Below are 18,843 nucleotides of genomic sequence, written 5' to 3' on the forward strand. Positions count from 1 at the left end.
TCAGGCCTGATAGGTGTAACGGATGGCGGGAGGCTGGCCGAAGAAGGAGACGATCGAGGTCAGCCGACCACCGGGGGTGAAGTGGACGATCTCGATGCCAGCGAGGACCGTCTGACCGGCGCGGTCACGCAGGGCCCATTCGTAGCGGGCAGCGTCGTGGTGGGCGTCGACGCCGGAGGTGCGGGTGGGCAGATAGCCGGGGTAGGCCGCGGTCAGTTCGGAGATCAGCTCGGACAGGGCCTGGACACCGCGGCAGTTGCGCAGCGGATTGGCGTAGGCCACGTCGTCGGCGCAGATGTCGGCAAGCAGGGTGACACGGCGGCCGGTGTCAGTGACAGCCCACGCTTCGTGGACCTTGCCAGCCGCGCTGGCGACCGTCTGGGCAAGCTGTTGGGTGATGCCGCCGCCGACGGCGCCGGTCTCATGGCGGGTGACCGTGCCGCGGTTCACCGTTCTTCTCCCCACAGCTTTGCCGCTTCGGCGCGCCGAAGCTTGCCGGACGGCGTCTTCGGAACCGACCCCGGTGGCACGGCGCGGACGGCGGGCCGCACGCCGACGGTGGTGGCGACCGCGAGGACGACCTGCTCGCGCACGGCTGACTCGTCGTGGCCGGGGCGGATCTCGAAGACAATCGTCACCGCGTCGGTCGCCGATCCGGTGTGGCGGGTCGCGAACGCGACGACGTTGCCAGGCCGGACCCCAAGAACCTGGGCAGCGGCCTGTTCGATCTCCTCGGGGTGCAGGTTGCGACCACCAACTATGATCACATCCTTGGCGCGGCCGCAGACGACGAGCTCATCGCCGACGAGGTAGCCCAGATCTCCGGTCGCCAGCCAGCCGGCCGCGTCCCACCGCACCTCGACACCCGCCTCGCCGTCGCCGACGTTGGCTGGGACTGGAAGGTAGCCCGCGATCGACGGGCCGGACACGTGGATCTCTCCGACCACCCGCTCCGCGCATGCGGCACCGGTCACCGGGTCGACGATCCTGACCCCGGCGCCGGGGACTGGCCGTCCCAGCAGTGCCAACCGGCGGGCCCGGCCGCCCGGCCGGGCAGGAACCGCGACCTGCTCCTTCGCCAGCCGATCGGCGTCGACGGTGTCGACGCGCAAACCCAGATGGGGTTCGGGCATAGTGACTGCGAGGGTCGCCTCGGCCAGGCCGTAGGCGGGTAGAAACGCCTCCCGCCGTAGACCGTGCCGCGCCGCCGCGTCGAGAAACCCCTCAATCGCTGCCGGTTCGATCGGCTCACCACCGCACAGCGCAACCTCGACCGACGACAGGTCCAGCACCGGCCCGTTGTCCAGCAGCCGACGCGCGAGCGCATATGCCGACGCCGGCCCGACGACGACCGTCGCACGATACCTGGACACGTTGTCCATCCAGGATCCCGGCGCCTCGAGATAATCCGTCGGTGAGCTGATCAGCAGGTCACAATGCCCACAGGTCAGGTGCAGCGCAAATGCCCCCACCAAACCCATGTCGTGCGAGAGCGGCAGCCACGTCAGCATCCGGCCGTGGACCTCGTCATGCCGAGCCCGGTCCTTGATCGCCACGATGTTCGCGGCGAGGTTCCCGTGGCCAACCTGGACGATCTTCGGCGCGGCCGTGGTGCCACTGGTGAACTGCAGCACCGCCGGATCGCTGTCCACGAGGTCGGGCGGCTTCCACGCCCCAGCCGGCTCTGCCGTTACAACGTCGACCAGGTCGTCCACTCGGGCACCGCCCTCGGCAAGCGCCCCCGCGAGCCCGTCGAAGGGCGGTCCGAGCAAAACCAGCGGATCGCCTAGCGCGGCCACCCGCTGCCGGGTCTGTTCGACGAACAATGCCAGGTCCGTCGTGCGCGCCGGCGTTGGCGCGCACGTCACCGCCCCACCCGCCAGCCACACGCCGACGACCGCCGTTACCATCTCCCGCGACGGCAATGCCAGCACCATGATGCGGCTTCCCGGTCCCACGCCCCGAGCATTCTGCAACCAGGCCGCGACCCGTTCCGCCTCACCGAAGAAGCTCCCCCAGTCCAGCTCGCGGTCCGCCGAGCCCGCTGCCCCCAGGAACACCACTCTGCCAGGCCCGAGCCTCGCCTCGAAAATCCCGTCCAGGAGACCAACCACCGAACGAATGCCCCTATCTGTGAGAAAGAAAGCTCGCCCGCGCCCGAGGCAGGAAGGAAGCACCGACACGGGCGAGTTCAATCAATGGCGTATCGTCGCGGCACGCGGCGGAAGCGCCCTCAGCGCGCCAGCCCGACATGGTGCCGGCGGAGAGCTAGCAGGTACTCGTCCCAATAGCGGCCGCTGTAGTAGCTGTGCTCGGTCAGCCGGCCTTCTACGTCGAAGTACCGGCCGGCGCCACTGGCGATCAACGTATAGTTGAACTCCGGAACCTCCAGGTACAGTTTCCTGAAAGGCCACACCTGAAACAGATACCGGGCGAACATCGCCATCACTTCCATGGGAAGCCCGGAGGAAATCAGGCGTGGGACGAATGCACCCCCGACGTAGCACAGCCCAAGATTGTGGTCCGCGTTGTACGCCACGACGTGCCCTACCGGCTCACCGCTCCTCCTGTCGGCTACGACAAACTGTACGTGGACGCCTCGCGAGAGCCCGGCCTGAAAGGCCTCGAAGGGTGGCACGTTTCCCCGAAACCGCCAGCGGAAGCCCACCTCCTCGGAGATCGCGAGCTGGTAGAGAAACGGCATTATTTCCGGCGTCAGCGGGCTGAGGGCGAATCGCTCGTCATGACGCCTTGTCGGTGCCGCCACCATCCAGCTCTGCGGAGTGGCGGTCGCCTCCGTCGTGTCGCCGTGCGGCCGGGTCGTCTGACTTACCAGGCCGGCAACATCGCGCACAGTTACCAGAGCCGCGACTTCGGCTGCGCCGACATCCGCTCCCCTGGTGGATAGCCAGGCCAGCAGTTCAAGTCGCTGCATGGAGTCGAGCGCCAGGTCATCGACGAGTCTCGCCCCCGGCTGGATGTCGACATCCGCGCCAAGAACCCCCCGCAGGAATGCGGCGACCTCCTCGGCCGCCGCCGCGCCGTCCACGGGCGCGGCAGCAACCGTCTCCGCCATGGTTGACGTGATGCTCACTTCGGCGGTTCCACCCCGGCGACAGACTCCACGACGCCGCGCCGCTTGCTGATCGCGTTCGCGAGTGCGGAGTCGGACAGGTCCGTCACGTTGATATCCCCGGACCGGGGGACCAGCGTGTGAAAGCCGAGCTCCTTGTTGTACCTGGTCGAGAAGATGTAGGTACCCCCGGCCGAGAGTGGCAGGTCGTCCGCGAACAGAACCAGCCGGCTCTGTTCCGGGTCGTAGCCGCCCTCCTGGTTCACAGTCACCTCGGCAGGAAGGGTTCCCTTAAGGTTCTCCTTGACCTTCACCTTGAACTGGACCTCGAGCCCGTCCACCGCCCTGCTGCCAACTCGTTCGACGACCTGCCCAACGAAAACGTTGTCCGCGAAGACAGTGACCTGCTTCTCGTCGTCGATGTCGAACGCAAACGAGCCGTGCGCCACGTCGACCTGGAGCTCACGGCTACCGGCGGCGGTGGAATCGTCGCCGTCCGGGCCCCAGACCAGGAAGGCACCCGCTGCTACAGCCGCGCCCGACACAAAAATACCGGCCTTGATGATCCACTCTTTCGGGGTCATGGCGAAGAGTTCTCCTAGAACCAGAGGGTGTTGTAGTCGTCCCAGTCGTGCTGCGTCGGCGCCTGGATTGGGGGCGACGCGATGGTCTGATACATGAGGATACCGGTTGTCTGCGTGTGGTCGTTAATTCCCAGGGCATGGCCGAGTTCATGGGTCAGTACCGAGTTACTCTTGTCGCTCACCGACGGCCCCAGAAAGTATACGTTCAGATCGATCTTGTCTGCGGCTATGTTATGCGACCACCTACCCAGCCAGGAGACGTCCGAGCGGTTCGCGTCCCCGATTTCGAGGTCGGTTATGCTGAAGATGTCGTCATAGCCGAACTTAATGCCGCCGTCCTTGTACCATGCGTTGATCGCGTGCGCGACCGACCCGCTGTATTGGGTGTATGATTCGTAACGAATCCAGTCGCCGTCGACCGAGCTAACTCCACCCGGATTGAAATGGGTCTCGGCGTGAGCCGTTCCGGCCAGACCGGCACCGGCGGCCACGGTCGCGACCGACGTGATTGCCACCTTTCCGGTGACGCTGTTGAAGAAATGAGTAGGCAAGGCGGAGCCCTTCCGGGAAAGCCTGYGGCCTGGCTCCGCCATTACGCGGGCGCCAAGAGAACGTTCAGGCAAGTGGAAAGTAGTAGTTCGCCCATGGGTTGGGCGAAGGTCCGCGTGCTGTCTCACACGACTGTAGTAGGTCGACGAACGCTATGGGCGCAAAGGTCGAAAAACACGCTGGGTGCCTGTTTGACTACCGGGAGACTGGCACCGCGCCGGGATCCTGCCCGTCCAGGTGACCCGGTGGACTTGGCTCGTCGACGTCCTGCGGACGCTGGTCTCGATGTGACGGCCGCCGGCAGGATGGCGTCGGCCAGCCTGCGGCCGATCAAGACTGGCACCCACCACCGAGGTTCACCCCTCCGCGCGGCCGCGGTAACCAGGACGCCTCCGTCGGAGATCAGCCTTCAGCGGGCCGCCTGCCATGGATCTTCGTCAGCCGGGCGCCGATCCGACCGTGTATCCAGCCGGTGATCTCCGGCCGATCCGGGAGACGGACAACACCTTGGTCACAGCCGAGTATGCGTAGATCAGACAAAAGGGGCCGGTGCGCCGCACCTCATACCCACTCGGCGATCATGCGCCGAGCTTCGCCGGCCGAGGAGGAGTGATCGCTGTCTGTGCGCGGGCACTGGCGCCCGGCGGATAGGTGGTAGTCGCGCCCCAGCAAGATCCACGGGAGGCCCGGGTGGCAGGCTGTTCCGGAGCCCGTCGGCGGCGCGTCCACGAGCGTGTAAGACATCGAAGGCCGACGGGTCGAATCCGCTCATGCCGTCCAGTGCGCGAACGGCGCTCGCACAGACCTGCGACGATAGCCGGGCAGCAGCGGGTGATCTTCGAGCTTCGCTATGCCGTCAGCGGCCGCGCCGCCGGCCCGCCGACAGGGTGGTAGCGGCCCGTGCCGACGAGACGTCTCGTCGGCACCGGCGGGAGCGGCCCCTATGCGGGTACGCCGGCCCGCCGTCGCGGTCGGCAGCCCGGGTACGGATGACCACCCAAAAGGGTTAACCTGCCGAAAACGGGGAACCTGAGGATCATCGTCGCCGAAGGTCGGCGCGGTGTTCCCCTCCGGAGCACTTCCTTGTCTCTACTGGAGCGCTGACATGGGCCTGCGCTACACCCGTCGTCCCCATTACGGTCCGTTTTACGTGAACGTGAGCGAGAACGGGGTGTCATCGGTCACGCTCAAACTCGGGCGCATCTCCTGGCGGCTCTGGTCGAAGCACCGTCGGGGCGGCCTCTCCAGCGTGGACCTGCCCGGTCCGTTCTCGTACCGGCGCGAAGGCGCCTCCCGCAAATAGCAATCCGCACGGCGGTAGTTGGCGGGCGGCGTCCGGTAGTCGAGGGCACGCCCGCCGGCCACCACCCGGCCCCGGCTCCTGCTCCGTCCGTGGGCGACAGACAACGAGATCCATCGCCGAGCTGGACCGAGACTCCGCCGACGTCACCGTGAAGTACCGTGTGGCGCCGGTGTGACGGCCGGCATCGACGCGCGGGCCCGCACCGGAACACGGTGCGGGCCTTTGCGATGCGGTGGGCGCCACGACCAGGGACGGTCACCTCGCCGGACGCCGTTCCGCGACGGCGTCCGAATCAGGCCTCGCCGGCCGGCGGACGCCGATCAGCCAGCTCCTCGATCTGGGCGCTGATGAAGGCGCCGACGGCCTCGTAGTCGGACGCGATGCCCAGATCGACGTCGATCGTCATGATCTGGGTCATTCCGATCATCGCCAGCTGGGCGACTAGCGGCGGACACCGTTCTGGAGGGACTCCGAGGTCGGTGAGCGCGACCGTGAAAGCGTCGAGCTGAAGCTGGCGGTAACGCTGGTAATACTCGACGAGCGCCGACCGGATCGCCTTGCGGTGATTGGCCAGCGCCATGAACTCGAGGTTGAACCTGCTGCCGGTGACGCTGGTCTCGCGCAGTTCCCACAGCTGCCGCAGCGTCGGCTGGGAACCGAGTACTTCCCGTAGGAGCTCCAGGCCCGCGTCCGCGCGCCGGCGGAACACCTGTAGAAACAGGTCGTCCATCGTCTGGAAGTAGTAATGCACCAGCTGGGGCGTCAGGCCGGCCCGCGCACCCACCCGGCGCGAGGTGACAGCGGCGTAGCCTTCCTCCAGCAGCAGCCGCTCCGCGGCGTCGAGCAGCTGCTCACGCCTCCCCGACTCGGCTGAAGCCGTCCGACGCTGGCTTACCATCTGTCCTTCATATCGCGGCGCGACGGCCGGTTCCGCACGGTTCACGCCGTGTCGTGCCGGCCAGATTATCAGGGCACATCATGAGCCGGAGGCCAGCCGGGCCAGCCGGGCCAGCCGAGCCGGCGGAACCAGCCGGGCCCCCGCCGGCGCGGGCCCTGCCATGACGCACTCGGGCCCTGCCCCAGTCGCCTGGAGGGGCAGGGCCCGAGGCGGCCCATGGGTCAGYCGCGGCTGTCGCCCTCGACGGGCGTGAACTCGAGGTGGAGCTCGGTCAGGCCGCGCAGCACCCAGGTCGGCTCGTACTTGAAGCGCCGTGCCTCGGCCGGCCCGTGGTGCTCCTCGGAGAGCCGGATGTCGCGGGTGCGGTCGAGGATGCGCTCCAGGCTGATACGGCCCTCGACGCGGGCCAGTGGGCCGCCGGGGCAGGAGTGGACTCCCCGCCCGAAGGCGATGTGCTGGCGGACGTTCTTGCGGTCGTGCCGGAACTCGGCCGGGCACTCGAACTGCCGGGGGTCGCGGTTGGCGGCGCCGTTGAGGAGCATGACCGGTGTCCCCGCCGCCACGTCGACGCCACCGATGGTCGTGGCGCGCCGGGCGAGGCGGAAGTCGGCCTTCACCGGGCTCTCGACGCGCAGCGTCTCCTCGATGAGGTCCGGGATGAGCTCACGGTGTTCCCGAAGCTCGTCCTGGACCTTGGGGTGTTCGGCCAGGTACTTCAGCACCGAACCGAGCAGCCGGGCGGTGGTCTCCTGCCCGGCCGCGAACAGGAACGTGGCGGCCCGCACGACCGAGATGACCTCCGGGACGCTCCCGTCCGGATAGGTCGCCGCCGCCATCTGCGTCAGCACGTCGGTCCGCGGGGACTGGCGCCGGTCCTCGATGTAGCGGGCGAACCAGTTGTCGAGCCAGCCGAGCGAGTTCAGCTCCCCGTCGTGTTCGCCGCCGGCACCGATCTTGCCGGGGCTGGCGGACAGGCCGAAACCCTCCCGGAACCGCTGGTGGTCGGACTCGGGCACGCCCAGCACGTCGGCGACCGCCAGCATCGCGAACGGCTGCGCGAACCCGCGGATGAACTCGCCGCGGCCGTCCGCGAGAAAATCGTCCAGCTGCTGGTCGGCCAGCCGCCAGATGAACTCCTCGTTCTCCTGCAACCGCTTCGGCGTGAGCATCCGCATCACGAGCGCCCGCTCGCGGGTGTGCATCGGCGGGTCCATCGTGACCATGTGCTCGTTCATCGGAAGCTGGTCCCGGTAACGGTCGATGATCTCGCCGACGTCGTCGCCTTCGAGCGGCACCGGGAATGTGGCGAACGGACCGATCACCGAGTTGCACGACGAGAAGGTGTCCACATCGCGGTACACCTCGTGCGCCTCGTCATAGCCAGTCACAGCCACCACGCCGAGGTGCGGCAGCGGGAGCACCGGGCACACCGAACGCAGGTCATCGAAGTAGGCGTACGGGTCTTCCACAAGCGACTCGTCGTTGAAGAAGTCGATGGTGGTCCAGTCGGTCATCCCAGCCGCCTTCCAGGCTTCGGACACACGATATCCAGGAGTCTTGGGCGGTCGCCAAAACGGTGATTGACGAATTTTTAGCACACGCCCAGCCCGACCCGCAAGCGCACCCGGAATCACTACTCGCGCCCCACGGCTCGACCACGCCCACGCCCCCGAGCCAGCTCGACGCGCGACGGACCGGCAGAAGGACCAGGTCAGCGCGGAGGCGGTGAACGACCTCGCGACCGCGCCGACGAGCGTCGGGCCGTCGCGGGCCAGGAGTGAGCACCACGCCAGCCGCATCCGTGGCACCGAGTGCAGCAACGCGCGGCCGCATGCGAGGATCGGGCACAGCCGGCGATACGGCCGGCGCCACCGAAGTCCCTATGACTCCCGCCCACCGCGGCCATTGTCGCTTCCGCTTGACCCGACGGGAACGCGATCGCGGTTCGCAAAGGGCGGGCTTGCCGAACCAGTGGGCATGTGCTAGACACCGGGCGAGCAAAATTGGGCGACCGCACAAGATGGAGTTGGCCGAGGCCGTGATGGTCGAACCTCAGCGTCAACAGCGCGGCGGTCAGACGTTCTAAACCGAGTATCAACGCCGTCCCCCGCGGCAGAGGAGAAGATTCATGACGCTGGCCGGACGTCCCCTGCGGATCGTGCAATGGACGACGGGGAAAGTGGCCCGGGAGGCCGTCAAGGCGATCGTCGAACGCCCGGACCTCGAACTCGTCGGTGCGTACGCCTTCAGCAAGGAGAAGGTCGGCCAGGATGTCGGTGACCTCACCGAACTCGGGCGCACCCTTGGTGTGGCCGCCACCGATGACATCGACGCCGTCATCGCCTTAAAGCCTGACTGTGTCGTCTACATGCCGCTGCATCCCGATGTCGATCATCTGACCCGCCTGCTGCGCGCGGGTGTCAACGTCGTCTCGACCGCGGGCTTCATCACCGGCCGCGCCTACGGCCTCGAGACGCGCGCCGCGCTGCAGGAGGCCGCCCTCGCCGGCAACGCGAGCCTCTTCGGCAGCGGCATCAATCCCGGCTTCGCCGAGTACATCGCCACGGTGGCCTCGGGACCGTGCCGGGAGGTCAACTACGTCCGGGTCACCGAGTCGTTCAACATCGGGCTCTGGGCCGCGGACGCGAACCAGGACGAGCTCGGCTGGGGCCGCCCGGCGGGCGATCCCGGCCATGCCGAGGACATCGAGAAGGCGACCGCCGTCTTCGGCGACGCCGTCGAGTCGATCGCCGCCCACCTCGGCCTGGCGCTCGACGACATCCGCTGCGAGGTCCAGTTCGCCCATGCCACCAGCGACGCCGACGTCCCGGGCCGGGCCGTGAAACACGGCACCGTCGCCGGTATCGACGTCCGCTGGATCGGAGCCGAGGCCGGCATCGACCTCGTCGAGGCCCAGGTGCGCTGGACGGTCGCGGGCGATCTCGACCCGGCGTGGGACATCGCGATGGCCTACCTCATCGAGGTGCGCGGCACACCGCAGATCAACCTGCGCGTCGACGTCCTGCCCGCGGACATCAGCACGTTCACCCTCGAGGACGCGTCCGCGATGGGCTCGATGATCACAGCCATGCCGGTCGTCAACGCGATCCCCGCCGTCGTGGCCGCCCCGCCGGGCATCGTCACCTACGCCGATCTGCCGGCGGTAACCTCACGGCTGCGGGCGAAGCGCTGACACGAGCGACACCGGCGAATCGAGGCGGCGGGACGGCGATGAGCGAAAGCGATCCGGACAGTTCAGGCGAGTTGCCCAGCCCCCGGCGACGGCGACGTCCTGGCCACCCGCGGCGCGCGGCCCTGGCCGCCGCCGCGGTGGTCACGGCGCTGGCCGCCGGGTGTGCGGCGCCCGGCGGCGGTGCCAGCGGCGGCGCCCGCGCGGCCTGCGGCACGCCCGGATATACCGACGACGAGATCCGGCTGGGCTTCGTCTACCCCGACAGCGGCGCGGTCGCCGCCCCGCTCGCCGCGTCCATGAGCGGCTTCATCGCGCGGATCGGGCAGGCGAACGCAGCCGGCGGGATACACGGCCGCAAGCTGGTCTATTCCTGGCGCGACGACGCGAGCGAGAGCGGCCAGAACCTGGAGGCCGCGCGCGATCTCGTCGAGAGGCAGAAGGTCTTCGGGCTCGTCGAGGCGTCCGTGAGCGCCTCCGGCGGGGCGGACTACCTACGCGAGCACGGCATCCCGGTGGCGGGGATAGCCGCCGAGTCCTTCTGGGCGGACCCTCGCTACCGCAACATGTTCGCCTACACGTACCTGTTCACCAACGGCCCGTCCGTCTCCACCTTCGGCGACTACGCGAAGACCCAGGGCGGTACCCGGGCGGCCGTGATCCAGAGCGACGTCACCTCGACCGGAGGTGACATCGGGTCGCGGATGAGCGTCAGCCTGGCGGCCGCGGGCATCCCGACCGTGCCCGGCCGCTTCGTCTACAACCCCAGCGTCACCAACCTCGCGCAACTGGGCCAGCAGCTGAAGCAGGCCGGGGCCGACGTGGTGATCGCCGTCCTGGCCGGCAGCAACCTGGCCGATGTCATGCGCGGCATCCGGGAGGCCGGCGCGCCGGTGAAGGTCGTCCTCGCGCCCAGCGGCTACGACAAGGCGCTGATCGACCAGTACGGCCAGACGCTCAGCGGCCTGACCGCGGCGGTCACCTACGCCCCCGCCGAGGTCGGTGGCCAGGCCCACCAGGTCTACCTGGACGCGATGGCCGAGTACGCCCCCGAGTTGCGGCCTCCGGACCAGGAGCTCGCCTTCGTCACCTACATCATCACCGACCTGTTCCTCACCGGGCTGGAGAAGGCCGGCGACTGCCCGACCCGCGCCCAGTTCATCGACGCCCTGCGCGCCACCAAGTACGACGCCGATGGCCTGCTGCCCGGTCCCGTCGACATGACCAAGGACTTCGGCCAGATGGCCCTCTGCTACACCTTCATGCGGGTCAACGCGACTGGCACCGGCTACGACCCTGTCCCCGACCCGAACGCCGACCCCGCCACCCCCAACCGGTGGTGCGGCCACCGACTGGAGCAGTAGCCCCCGATGTGGGGTCTACACGCGACGTGTCCGAGCGCCTACTTTACGTTTGGACGTCGCTGACACACAGTCGCTCCATGCGCCGTACCAGATGCTCACGCGCCGCGACCGGAATGATCATCGGACTCGTCCCGCTGGCGCTCGCCGCCTGCGGCTCCTCGACGAGCCCGCCGGCCGCCGCCGCGCAGACCTCGATGTCCCCCACGGCCTCCGCCTCGGGCGCGACGGCCTCCCCGTCGTCGCTGCCCGCCCTGTCCGCCCCGCCCACCGTGGTGCTCGCCGAGTTCACGAAGTACAGCCCGGACACCAGGGCCATCACCTACGATCCAGCGCGCGTCCCGGTCGGCTCGGACGTCGCCGTCGTGTCGGTGCAGGCCAACGGCCAGACCCTGACCCTGCTCGCGGTCCGCGGGCTGCCCCCGAACCAGCACTTCGGCGCGCACGTGCACATGAACGCGTGCGGTGAGAACCCGGAGGCGGCCGGCTCGCACTACCAGAACCGGGTCGACCCCACGCAGCCGTCGGTGAACCCCGATTACGCCAACCCACAGAACGAGATCTGGCTGGACTTCACCACGGACGCGGCCGGGTCGGCCCACGTGGAGTCGAACGTCGGCTGGACGTTCGGCGCCCGGCCGCACAAGTCGATCGTGATCCACGCGGAGCACACGTCCACCGAACCGGGCCACGCGGGCACGGCCGGCGCCCGCCTGGCCTGCGTGAACGTCTGACCGGAGCTGCCGGGCCGGGTCACGTCGTCGGTTGACGTTGTCGGTTGACGTTGTCCGGACCGCGGTCGCGTCGGCGACTGCCGGCGCGACCGCGGTCCGTCAAACTGCCCGTATGACCAACTTGATCAGCAACCTGATGCGGCTGTGGTCCCAGCCCTTGCCAACCGACGACGACGCGGCGGAAGCAGCCTTCCGCCAGCTGTACACCGACCCGGTGACGATCAACGGGGCGAAGACCACGGCCGTCGATCTCGTCGTCCGGGCCCGGGCCCTGCAGGGCGCCTTCGAAGGCCTGGCCCACGAGCTCGTCGACCGGGTCGAGGCACCCGGAAAGATCGTCATCGGTTTCTACCTGCGTGGACGGCACACCGGCCCCTACCCCACACCGCTGGGCATCGTGGCGCCGACCGGCCTGCCGATCGAGGTCCGAACGACCGACATCCTCACCGTCACCGACGGTCTCGTCAGCGATGTCTGGGTGGTGAGCGAGGAGCTCGGGCTGCTGACCCAGCTCGGCGCCGTCGCCCTGGCGAGTGCCGTCGGCTGACGTCCACCCCGGCGCCAGGATGTCACCCTCGGAGTCCCCAGGCCGCGGCGGCGTCACGGACGCGGACCTTCTCCGCACAGCCCCGCCTCGACCAGGCTGCACGCACGGACGGGTGAGGTAGGCCCGTCGGGCCCCGCCCCACCCCTGCGCAGGCATCACCGACCCGCGCCCGTGACCAGCCTCTGGCGCAGCCCGCTCCTAGGAGCAGACCGTGCCAGGCCTGGGCGGGACGAGGTCGAGAAGGTAGTGGTCGACGGCGGTATAGATGCAGCTGCTCGGTCCGGTGTACGCGCCGTGGGTGTAGGAGCRCCAGGTCAGCAGGACGGCGCTGGCCATCTGGCTGGCGAGGGACCGTGCCTCCGAGTACGGGGTCGCCGGGTCACCGATCGTGCCGACGAGCAGGATGGGTGGGGCGCCCTGGGCACGAAACGGCCCGGTGTAACGAGAGGCCGAGTGAACCGGCCAGCGGGCACAGGCCATCTCGCCATACGCCATTGTCGGGCCGAGGCGCGGGGCCTCACGGCGGAGCCGGTCGGCGAAACGCTGGTAGGCCGCGAGGTCGGTCGGGTAGGTCCCGTCGGCGCAGCGAATGGCGATGTAGGCGTCATTGGAGTTGTCGGAGCTCTCGCCAGGGCGCCGGCCCGAGCTCAGGTCGTCGCCCAGGTAGACGCTCAGGTCGTCGCCCTCACTGGCCAGTGACAGCAGCATCGCGCCGTTGTTGTCCTCGTCGGCCTGCTGCAACGCCTGCGCCAGTATTTTCCAGTTCTGCTGGCTGTACAGCGCCTCGATGACGCCCCAACGAGCAATGTCCGCGGTGATCGGCTGCGACTTGTCGACGTCCTTTCCTTCGGCTCGGATCGGGCGGCGCTCGAGCCGTGCCATCAGGCGATCGTAGGCGCCAGCCGGGTCGCCGCCGCCGAAATGGCACGCGGGGTCGTGCGCGCAGTCGGCGAGGAAGGCGTCGAGCGCCGCCTCGAATCCCTCGGTGTGCACCCGCAGCCTTTCCAGCGGTTGGTTGATCGACAGTGCCGCGTCGACGACCGCGTCGAGGACCAGTGCGCGGATGTGAGTGGGGAACAGGGCGGCGTAGGTGGCGCCGAGCTGGGTGCCGTACGAGCTGCCAAAGGCGGTCAGCTTCTTGTCGCCCAGCGCGGCGCGCAGCAGGTCGACGTCCCGGGCAGCCGCCTCGGTGGACAGGTAGGGCAGCAGCGTCGGGGTGTACTCCTTGCACTGCTGCGCGGTCTCGCTGGCGAGCTTGGCCGCGTATCGGAAATCGGCCAGCGGGTCGGTGGAGTCCAAGGACGAGTGGCCTTCCCCGTCCGCCCGGGAACCAGAGACGGACGGGCGCACCGGTGCCCCCTTGGCGTCAGAGGACTGGGTGGTGGCGTTCTCCTGGTCGGACGAGCAGCTGACGGCCGGCCTGCTACCACCGACGCCTCGCTGGTCGAAGCCGACGATGTCGAACCGATCGCGCACAGGGGGGTCAAACCATTCCGAAGACGATTTCATGACGTCCACTCCGGACTGCCCCGGCCCGCCCGCCAGAAAAACGAGCGAGCCGATGCGCCGAGCGGTGTCTCGCGCCGGGCGGCGGGTCACCGCCAGAGTGATCGTTCCGGCGGCGGGCCGCRCATAGTCCAGTGGGACAGGCAGCGTCGCGCACTGCGCCCCATCGCCACACGCGGTCCACGGCGAGAGCCGGCCCACTCCGACCAACGTCGGTGACACCGCGACCGCCGGCTGCGCCGGGGCGGCAAGGCCGGCCACCGACAGCGAAAGCAACGCCAAGGTGCCGGTAAGGCGGCCCCGGACTGGACCGGTTCGCGCCGTTCGGCGGGCCGCCCTGCCCGGATCGCCGCGCTCGAGCCGCCAAGACTGGTTCATGAAACCTCGCCTTCGGCCGGATGGTGCCGGATCTGGAATGAAAATCCGCACGCCCATCGCCAGCACGGTCACTCTCCGTAACCGTCATCGGCTCAGTCCCCACCMGGCGGGAAGCGGTAACCGTCGGGAACCAGCGACGGCGGGAGCCACCCACGCCAGGCGACCCACACCCAGACCGCGGCCTTTTAGTCAGATACTTCTGCCGTTCCTCGGCATGCCGGGAAACCCGATTGCGAGACTCGTGCTCGCCGTCTGGCCACAGGGCCAGTTCGGCGGGTGCATGCCCCACCGGCGGCGGTCCCATTGCGTCCGGGGGGCCGTCCGCACATGCTTGGGGCACATGGACTACCGCGTACTCGGCCGCACCGGCGTGCGGGTCTCCCCGCTCTGCCTGGGTGCGATGATGTTCGGAGCCTGGGGCAACCCGGACCACGACGACTCAATAAAGATCATTCACCGGGCGCTGGACGCCGGCGTCAACTTCATCGACACGGCGGACGTCTACTCCGCCGGTGAGTCCGAGGAAATCGTCGGCAGGGCGCTCGCCGGCCGCCGCGACGACATCGTGCTCGCCACCAAGCTGTACATGCCGATGGGGCCCGGCCCCAACCAGCGTGGGCTGTCCCGCCGCTGGATCGTGGCCGAGGTGGAGAACAGCCTGCGCCGCCTCGGTACCGACTGGATCGACCTCTACCAGGTGCACCGGCCCGACCCGTCGGCCGACATCGACGAGACGCTCGGCGCGCTCACCGACCTCGTCCGGGCCGGCAAGATCCGCTACTTCGGCAGCTCGACGTTCCCGGCGCACGAGGTGGTCGAGGCACAGTGGGCGGCCGAGCGCCGCGGCCGCGAGCGGTTCGTCACCGAGCAGCCGCCGTACTCGCTGCTCGTCCGGGGCATCGAGGCCGACCTGCTGCCGGTGGCCCAGAAGTACGGCCTCGGGGTGCTGCCGTGGAGCCCACTCGCCGGCGGCTACCTGTCCGGGCGCCACACCCGCGACGGCGGCGAGGTCACCAGCACCCGGATGGCCCGCATACCCCACCGGTTCGACCTGTCCGTGCCGGAGAACCAGCGCAAGGTCGACGCGGCGATCGCGTTCGGGGACCTCGCCGCCGAGGCGGGCATCACGCTGATCGAGCTGGCCCTGGCGTTCGTGCTGCGTCACCCGGCGGTGACGTCGGCGATCATCGGCCCGCGCACCATGGAACACTTGGAAAGCCAGCTCACCGGTGCCGACGTCACCCTGGACGAGGCGACCCTGGACCGGATCGACGAGATCGTCCCGCCGGGTGTCAACCTCAACCCGCAGGACGCCGGGTGGATCCCGCTGTCGCTCACCAAGCCGGCGCTGCGCCGCCGCTGACGCCACGCCCGGTCGCGGCATATCGCGGGATGTCCCGGTATCTCGAAGTCGATGTCGACATCGAAGGTTCCGTCCGTCTATCGTGAGCACGTCCGGCCGGCGACGCCGTCGGCGGGACGTGCCGGCAGGACCCTGAGCCTGGCCGCGGCGGGTTCACGGCCGTGACCGCGGGCGCCGAGCGGTCGGAGCGCCGGTGCTGGCGTCGCCTTCGGAGGAAGAAGACCACGTGGACCTCGCTGTCACCCAGGAGCAGACCGAGCTGCGCCGGACCGTGCGTGACTTCCTCGACAAGACCTCGCCGGAGTCCGAGGTCCGTCGGCTCATGGAGACGGCTGACGGCTATGACCCCGACAGCTGGCGGCAGCTGGCCGGAGAGCTCGGCATCGCCGGCCTGACGCTGCCGGAGGAGTACGGCGGCGCCGGATGCGGGCTCGTCGAGCTCGGGATCGTGCTCGAGGAGGCCGGGCGTTCGCTGCTGTGCGCACCCCTGCTCTCGACCGTCGTGCTGGCCGCCTCGACGCTGCTCGCCCTGGACGACGAGCAGGCCCGCGCCGACTACCTCCCCGGCATCGCCGCCGGGACGACGGTCGCCACGCTCGCCCTGTCCGAGGCCGCCGACGCCGGCGGCGACCCCGACACCATCACCACCACGGCCGCCCGCGACGCGCACGGCTGGACGGTCACCGGGACGAAGACGCACGTGCTCGACGGGCACACCGCGGCGCTGCTTCTCGTCGCCGCCCGCACCGGCACCGGTGCCGGTGCCGGTGCCGGTGCCGGTGCCGGGATCAGCGTGTTCGCCGTCGACGGCGACGACCCGGGCGTGCGCCGGCAGCCTCGGGCCACGCTCGACCAGACCCGCCGGCAGGCCGACGTCACCTTCACCGCCGCGCGGGCCCGGCTGCTCGGCGGCGAGGGCGCGGCCTGGCCGGTGCTTGCGCACGTGCTCGACCTGGCCGCGGTCGCCGTCGCCGCCGAGCAGGTCGGCGGCGCGGCGCGGGTGCTCGACATGGCCGTCGGCTACGCGAAGACCAGGGTGCAGTTCGGCCGGCCGATCGGCTCGTTCCAGGCCGTCAAGCACAAGCTCGCGAACCTGCACCTCGACGTGGAGTCGGCGCGTTCGGCCGCCTGCTACGCCCTGTGGGCGGCGGCCGAGAGCCCGTCCGACCTGCCGCTGGCGGCGAGCCTGGCGAAGGCGTGCTGCGGGGACGCGTTCGTCACGGCGGCCACCGAGAACATCCAGGTGCACGGCGGCATCGGGTTCACCTGGGAGCACCCGGCGCACCTCTACCTGAAGCGGGCGCACAGCTCGCGCCAGCTCTTCGGCAACGCCGCCGACCACCGGCAGCGCCTCGCTCGGCACGTCCTCGCCGAACGGGCCGAGTGACGCCAGGTGACGCCGAACAGCCCGAATGGCCCGGGTGACCCGGGCATCCCCGCCAAGAACGCGCGTGGAGGCGAACACCTGATGCCGACCCCATCCGCACCGGCTCCCGAGGGCGCGGCTGAAGCGCCCGCCGAGGCGCCTGCCGAAACGCTCGCCGAGTTCCAGGGCCGGGTCCGCGCCTGGTTCACCGCCAACGCGCCGCGCAAGGGATCACGGGAGGACTTCTCCGCCGTCCACGTCGTCAGCGCGCGCACGGCCGAGGAATACCGCGAGCAGGAGCAGCACGCGATCGACGTGACCCGTGGCTGGCAGCTCAGGCTGTTCGACGCGGGACTGGCCGGCCGGTCCTGGCCGGCCGAGTGCGGCGGCCACGGCGCACCGGCCTGGCAGGACGAGGCCGTCGCCGAGGAGCAGGCCCGGTGGGGCGTGTCGACGAAGATGTTCGCCGTCGGGCTCGAGATGGTCCCCGCGGTGCTGTTCGCCCACGGAACCCACGAGCAGCGCGTCACCTACCTCCCGCCGATCCTGCGCGGCGAGCACAGCTGGTGCCAGCTGCTGTCCGAGCCGGGCGCCGGCTCCGACCTCGCCAGCGTCCAGACGAGGGCGACGCCCCGGGACGGCGGCGGCTGGACCGTCACCGGCCAGAAGGTGTGGACCTCCAATGCCGGCTGCAGCGAGTACGCCCTGCTCGTCGCCCGCACGGGCAGCAGGGAGGAGGGCCGCGCCGGCCTGTCCTGCTTCGCGCTCGACATGACCCAGCCCGGCGTCGACATCCGCCCGCTGCGCCAGATGTCCGGCGCCTACCACTTCAACGAGGTCTTCCTCGACGACGCGGTCGTCCCCGAGGGGGGACTCATCGGCGGCCTGGGCGACGGGTGGGCCGTGCTGCGCACGATGCTCGCCAGCGAGCGGGCCGCGATCGGCGGCGGCACCAGCGCCCGCTCCGCCACCCAGCTCGTCGCGCTAGCCAGGCACCTCGGCCACGCCGACGACCCCGGCGTGCGGGACCTGCTGGCCCAGGCGGTCATCCGGGAGCGGACCCTGGACCTGCTGCGGGCCAGGATCGCGGCCGGCCATCCCGTCCCCGCCGCCGGGCCGACGACGAAGCTGCTCTACTCCGAGCACGCCCGGCTCAGCGCCGACGCGGCCACCACCATCCTCGGGATGGCGGCGACGGTCGTCGACGACCCGGTCTCCGCGCCCTGGATCGAGCGGCTGCTGTTCGCCCCCGGCCTGCGCCTCGGCGGCGGCACGGACGAGATCCAGCGCAACGCGATCGCCGAACGCGGGCTCGGCCTCCCCCGCTGAGCCTGCCGGCWGACCCGACCGGCTCACCGCTCATCACTCTCCGGTCGAAGGTTCGAGCCCCACCCGGCCCACCAACCGAGCCTTGGGTGGGTGTCGCACACCGCCTGACCTGGATATTGGCGGTTTTCACGCCAGAATTGCCGATCTTCGTACCGGTGACGTTACGTTCGCGAGGCGCTGACCAGCGCTGATTCAAGATCGATGGCGGGCGCTCTCGTCGTCGATGGACCGGTGGTTGGCTGTTGACAGCGACACGGTTCCGTCGCGGCGCGCGGCTTGGATCGGTATGCAGGCGCGGACATCCGGTCGACGCAACACGCCGCCGCCAGCGGGCGGGCGAGCAGCCCGCGCAAGCCCATCGCGACGGGCTGCGTCATTGTTGCAGCGATGGCGCGCGGCGAGACGCCGCCCTCGGCCAGCAGGGATCGAGCGATGATGGCGGCAGCGCTCGGCGAAAACCGTAGATCGCCGATTACGGGTGGTCACCGATTCGCTTCGACGACGCCGCCGCCATTAAAGCGGGTCTGACAATAGGCCGACGTTGATCACTGGCTACGGCCTACCGCCCCGGAGTACCCCTCGTCCCTGCCCCTCGGTTTCGAGGGGCGAAGCACATTCCGCCTGTAGGGGCCGGACGGCGTTTGGCCGACACGGACGGTGTT

Annotated in this window: 16 protein-coding genes; 8 read left to right on the forward strand and 8 right to left on the reverse strand. The window is 69.6% G+C overall.

Annotation, left to right across the window (positions count from 1 at the left end; genetic code table 11):
- The 5 genes from BCD49_RS31015 to BCD49_RS31035 all read right to left on the reverse strand — a co-directional run bounded on the left by BCD49_RS31015 (window position 1) and on the right by BCD49_RS31035 (window position 4,208).
- The gene (locus BCD49_RS31015; RefSeq protein ID WP_007512210.1) at window positions 1-450 is read right to left on the reverse strand and encodes a hypothetical protein; all 450 of its coding nucleotides are present in this window, start codon (window positions 448-450) and stop codon (window positions 1-3) included.
- The gene (locus BCD49_RS31020; RefSeq protein WP_007512212.1) at window positions 447-2,114 is read right to left on the reverse strand and encodes a long-chain-fatty-acid--CoA ligase; all 1,668 of its coding nucleotides are present in this window, start codon (window positions 2,112-2,114) and stop codon (window positions 447-449) included. Before BCD49_RS31020 ends, BCD49_RS31015 begins: the two co-directional genes overlap by 4 nt.
- A gap of 119 nt (window positions 2,115-2,233) precedes the next feature.
- The gene (locus tag BCD49_RS31025; RefSeq protein WP_051466320.1) at window positions 2,234-3,094 is read right to left on the reverse strand and encodes a phosphopantetheine-binding protein; all 861 of its coding nucleotides are present in this window, start codon (window positions 3,092-3,094) and stop codon (window positions 2,234-2,236) included.
- Window positions 3,091-3,657: a hypothetical protein gene (locus BCD49_RS31030; RefSeq protein WP_007512216.1), complete on the reverse strand. Its 567-nt coding sequence runs from the start codon at window positions 3,655-3,657 to the stop codon at window positions 3,091-3,093. Before BCD49_RS31030 ends, BCD49_RS31025 begins: the two co-directional genes overlap by 4 nt.
- Window positions 3,658-3,671: 14 nt before the next feature.
- Window positions 3,672-4,208 (reverse strand): matrixin family metalloprotease, encoded by a 537-nt coding sequence (locus BCD49_RS31035; RefSeq protein ID WP_157845238.1) that lies wholly within the window; start codon window positions 4,206-4,208, stop codon window positions 3,672-3,674.
- A gap of 1,103 nt (window positions 4,209-5,311) precedes the next feature.
- Here BCD49_RS31035 and BCD49_RS41240 point away from each other — a divergent pair.
- The gene (locus tag BCD49_RS41240) at window positions 5,312-5,509 is read left to right on the forward strand and encodes a DUF4236 domain-containing protein (protein ID WP_007512219.1); all 198 of its coding nucleotides are present in this window, start codon (window positions 5,312-5,314) and stop codon (window positions 5,507-5,509) included.
- 292 nt (window positions 5,510-5,801) lie between these two features.
- Here BCD49_RS41240 and BCD49_RS31045 read toward each other — a convergent pair whose 3' ends face one another.
- Entirely contained in the window at window positions 5,802-6,407 is a 606-nt protein-coding gene (locus BCD49_RS31045) for a TetR/AcrR family transcriptional regulator (RefSeq protein ID WP_007512221.1), read from the reverse strand.
- 221 nt (window positions 6,408-6,628) lie between these two features.
- On the reverse strand, window positions 6,629-7,921 hold the full coding sequence (locus tag BCD49_RS31050; RefSeq protein ID WP_071042210.1) for a cytochrome P450: 1,293 nt from the start codon (window positions 7,919-7,921) through the stop codon (window positions 6,629-6,631).
- Between the two features lie 614 nt (window positions 7,922-8,535).
- On the opposite strand from BCD49_RS31050, the gene BCD49_RS31055 reads away from it, so the two are divergent.
- From BCD49_RS31055 to BCD49_RS31070, 4 genes are all read left to right on the forward strand, one after another.
- The gene (locus BCD49_RS31055) at window positions 8,536-9,600 is read left to right on the forward strand and encodes an NAD(P)H-dependent amine dehydrogenase family protein (protein ID WP_007512225.1); all 1,065 of its coding nucleotides are present in this window, start codon (window positions 8,536-8,538) and stop codon (window positions 9,598-9,600) included.
- 38 nt (window positions 9,601-9,638) lie between these two features.
- The gene (locus BCD49_RS31060) at window positions 9,639-10,961 is read left to right on the forward strand and encodes an ABC transporter substrate-binding protein (protein WP_083401799.1); all 1,323 of its coding nucleotides are present in this window, start codon (window positions 9,639-9,641) and stop codon (window positions 10,959-10,961) included.
- Between the two features lie 113 nt (window positions 10,962-11,074).
- Entirely contained in the window at window positions 11,075-11,692 is a 618-nt protein-coding gene (locus BCD49_RS31065) for a superoxide dismutase family protein (protein WP_007510373.1), read from the forward strand.
- 112 nt (window positions 11,693-11,804) lie between these two features.
- Complete coding sequence (locus BCD49_RS31070; RefSeq protein ID WP_007510372.1) at window positions 11,805-12,239, forward strand: ester cyclase; 435 nt, start codon at window positions 11,805-11,807, stop codon at window positions 12,237-12,239.
- Window positions 12,240-12,437: 198 nt separating this feature from the next.
- On the opposite strand, the gene BCD49_RS31075 is transcribed toward BCD49_RS31070, so the two are convergent.
- Window positions 12,438-14,180, reverse strand: a complete 1,743-nt coding sequence (locus BCD49_RS31075; protein WP_335341727.1) for an alpha/beta hydrolase — start codon at window positions 14,178-14,180, stop codon at window positions 12,438-12,440.
- 283 nt (window positions 14,181-14,463) lie between these two features.
- Here BCD49_RS31075 and BCD49_RS31080 point away from each other — a divergent pair, with 283 nt between their 5' ends.
- From BCD49_RS31080 to BCD49_RS31090, 3 genes are all read left to right on the forward strand, one after another.
- The gene (locus BCD49_RS31080; protein ID WP_027140783.1) at window positions 14,464-15,486 is read left to right on the forward strand and encodes an aldo/keto reductase; all 1,023 of its coding nucleotides are present in this window, start codon (window positions 14,464-14,466) and stop codon (window positions 15,484-15,486) included.
- A 226-nt stretch (window positions 15,487-15,712) separates the two neighbouring features.
- Window positions 15,713-16,873 carry an acyl-CoA dehydrogenase family protein gene (locus BCD49_RS31085; protein WP_071042212.1) on the forward strand — a complete coding sequence of 387 codons (1,161 nt, stop codon included), beginning with the start codon at window positions 15,713-15,715 and terminating at the stop codon, window positions 16,871-16,873.
- 81 nt (window positions 16,874-16,954) lie between these two features.
- Window positions 16,955-18,181 carry an acyl-CoA dehydrogenase family protein gene (locus BCD49_RS31090; RefSeq protein ID WP_007510365.1) on the forward strand — a complete coding sequence of 409 codons (1,227 nt, stop codon included), beginning with the start codon at window positions 16,955-16,957 and terminating at the stop codon, window positions 18,179-18,181.
- Window positions 18,182-18,843 lie beyond the last annotated feature (662 nt).

Source organism: Pseudofrankia sp. EUN1h, from assembly GCF_001854645.1.
GTDB lineage: Bacteria > Actinomycetota > Actinomycetes > Frankiales > Frankiaceae > Pseudofrankia > Pseudofrankia saprophytica.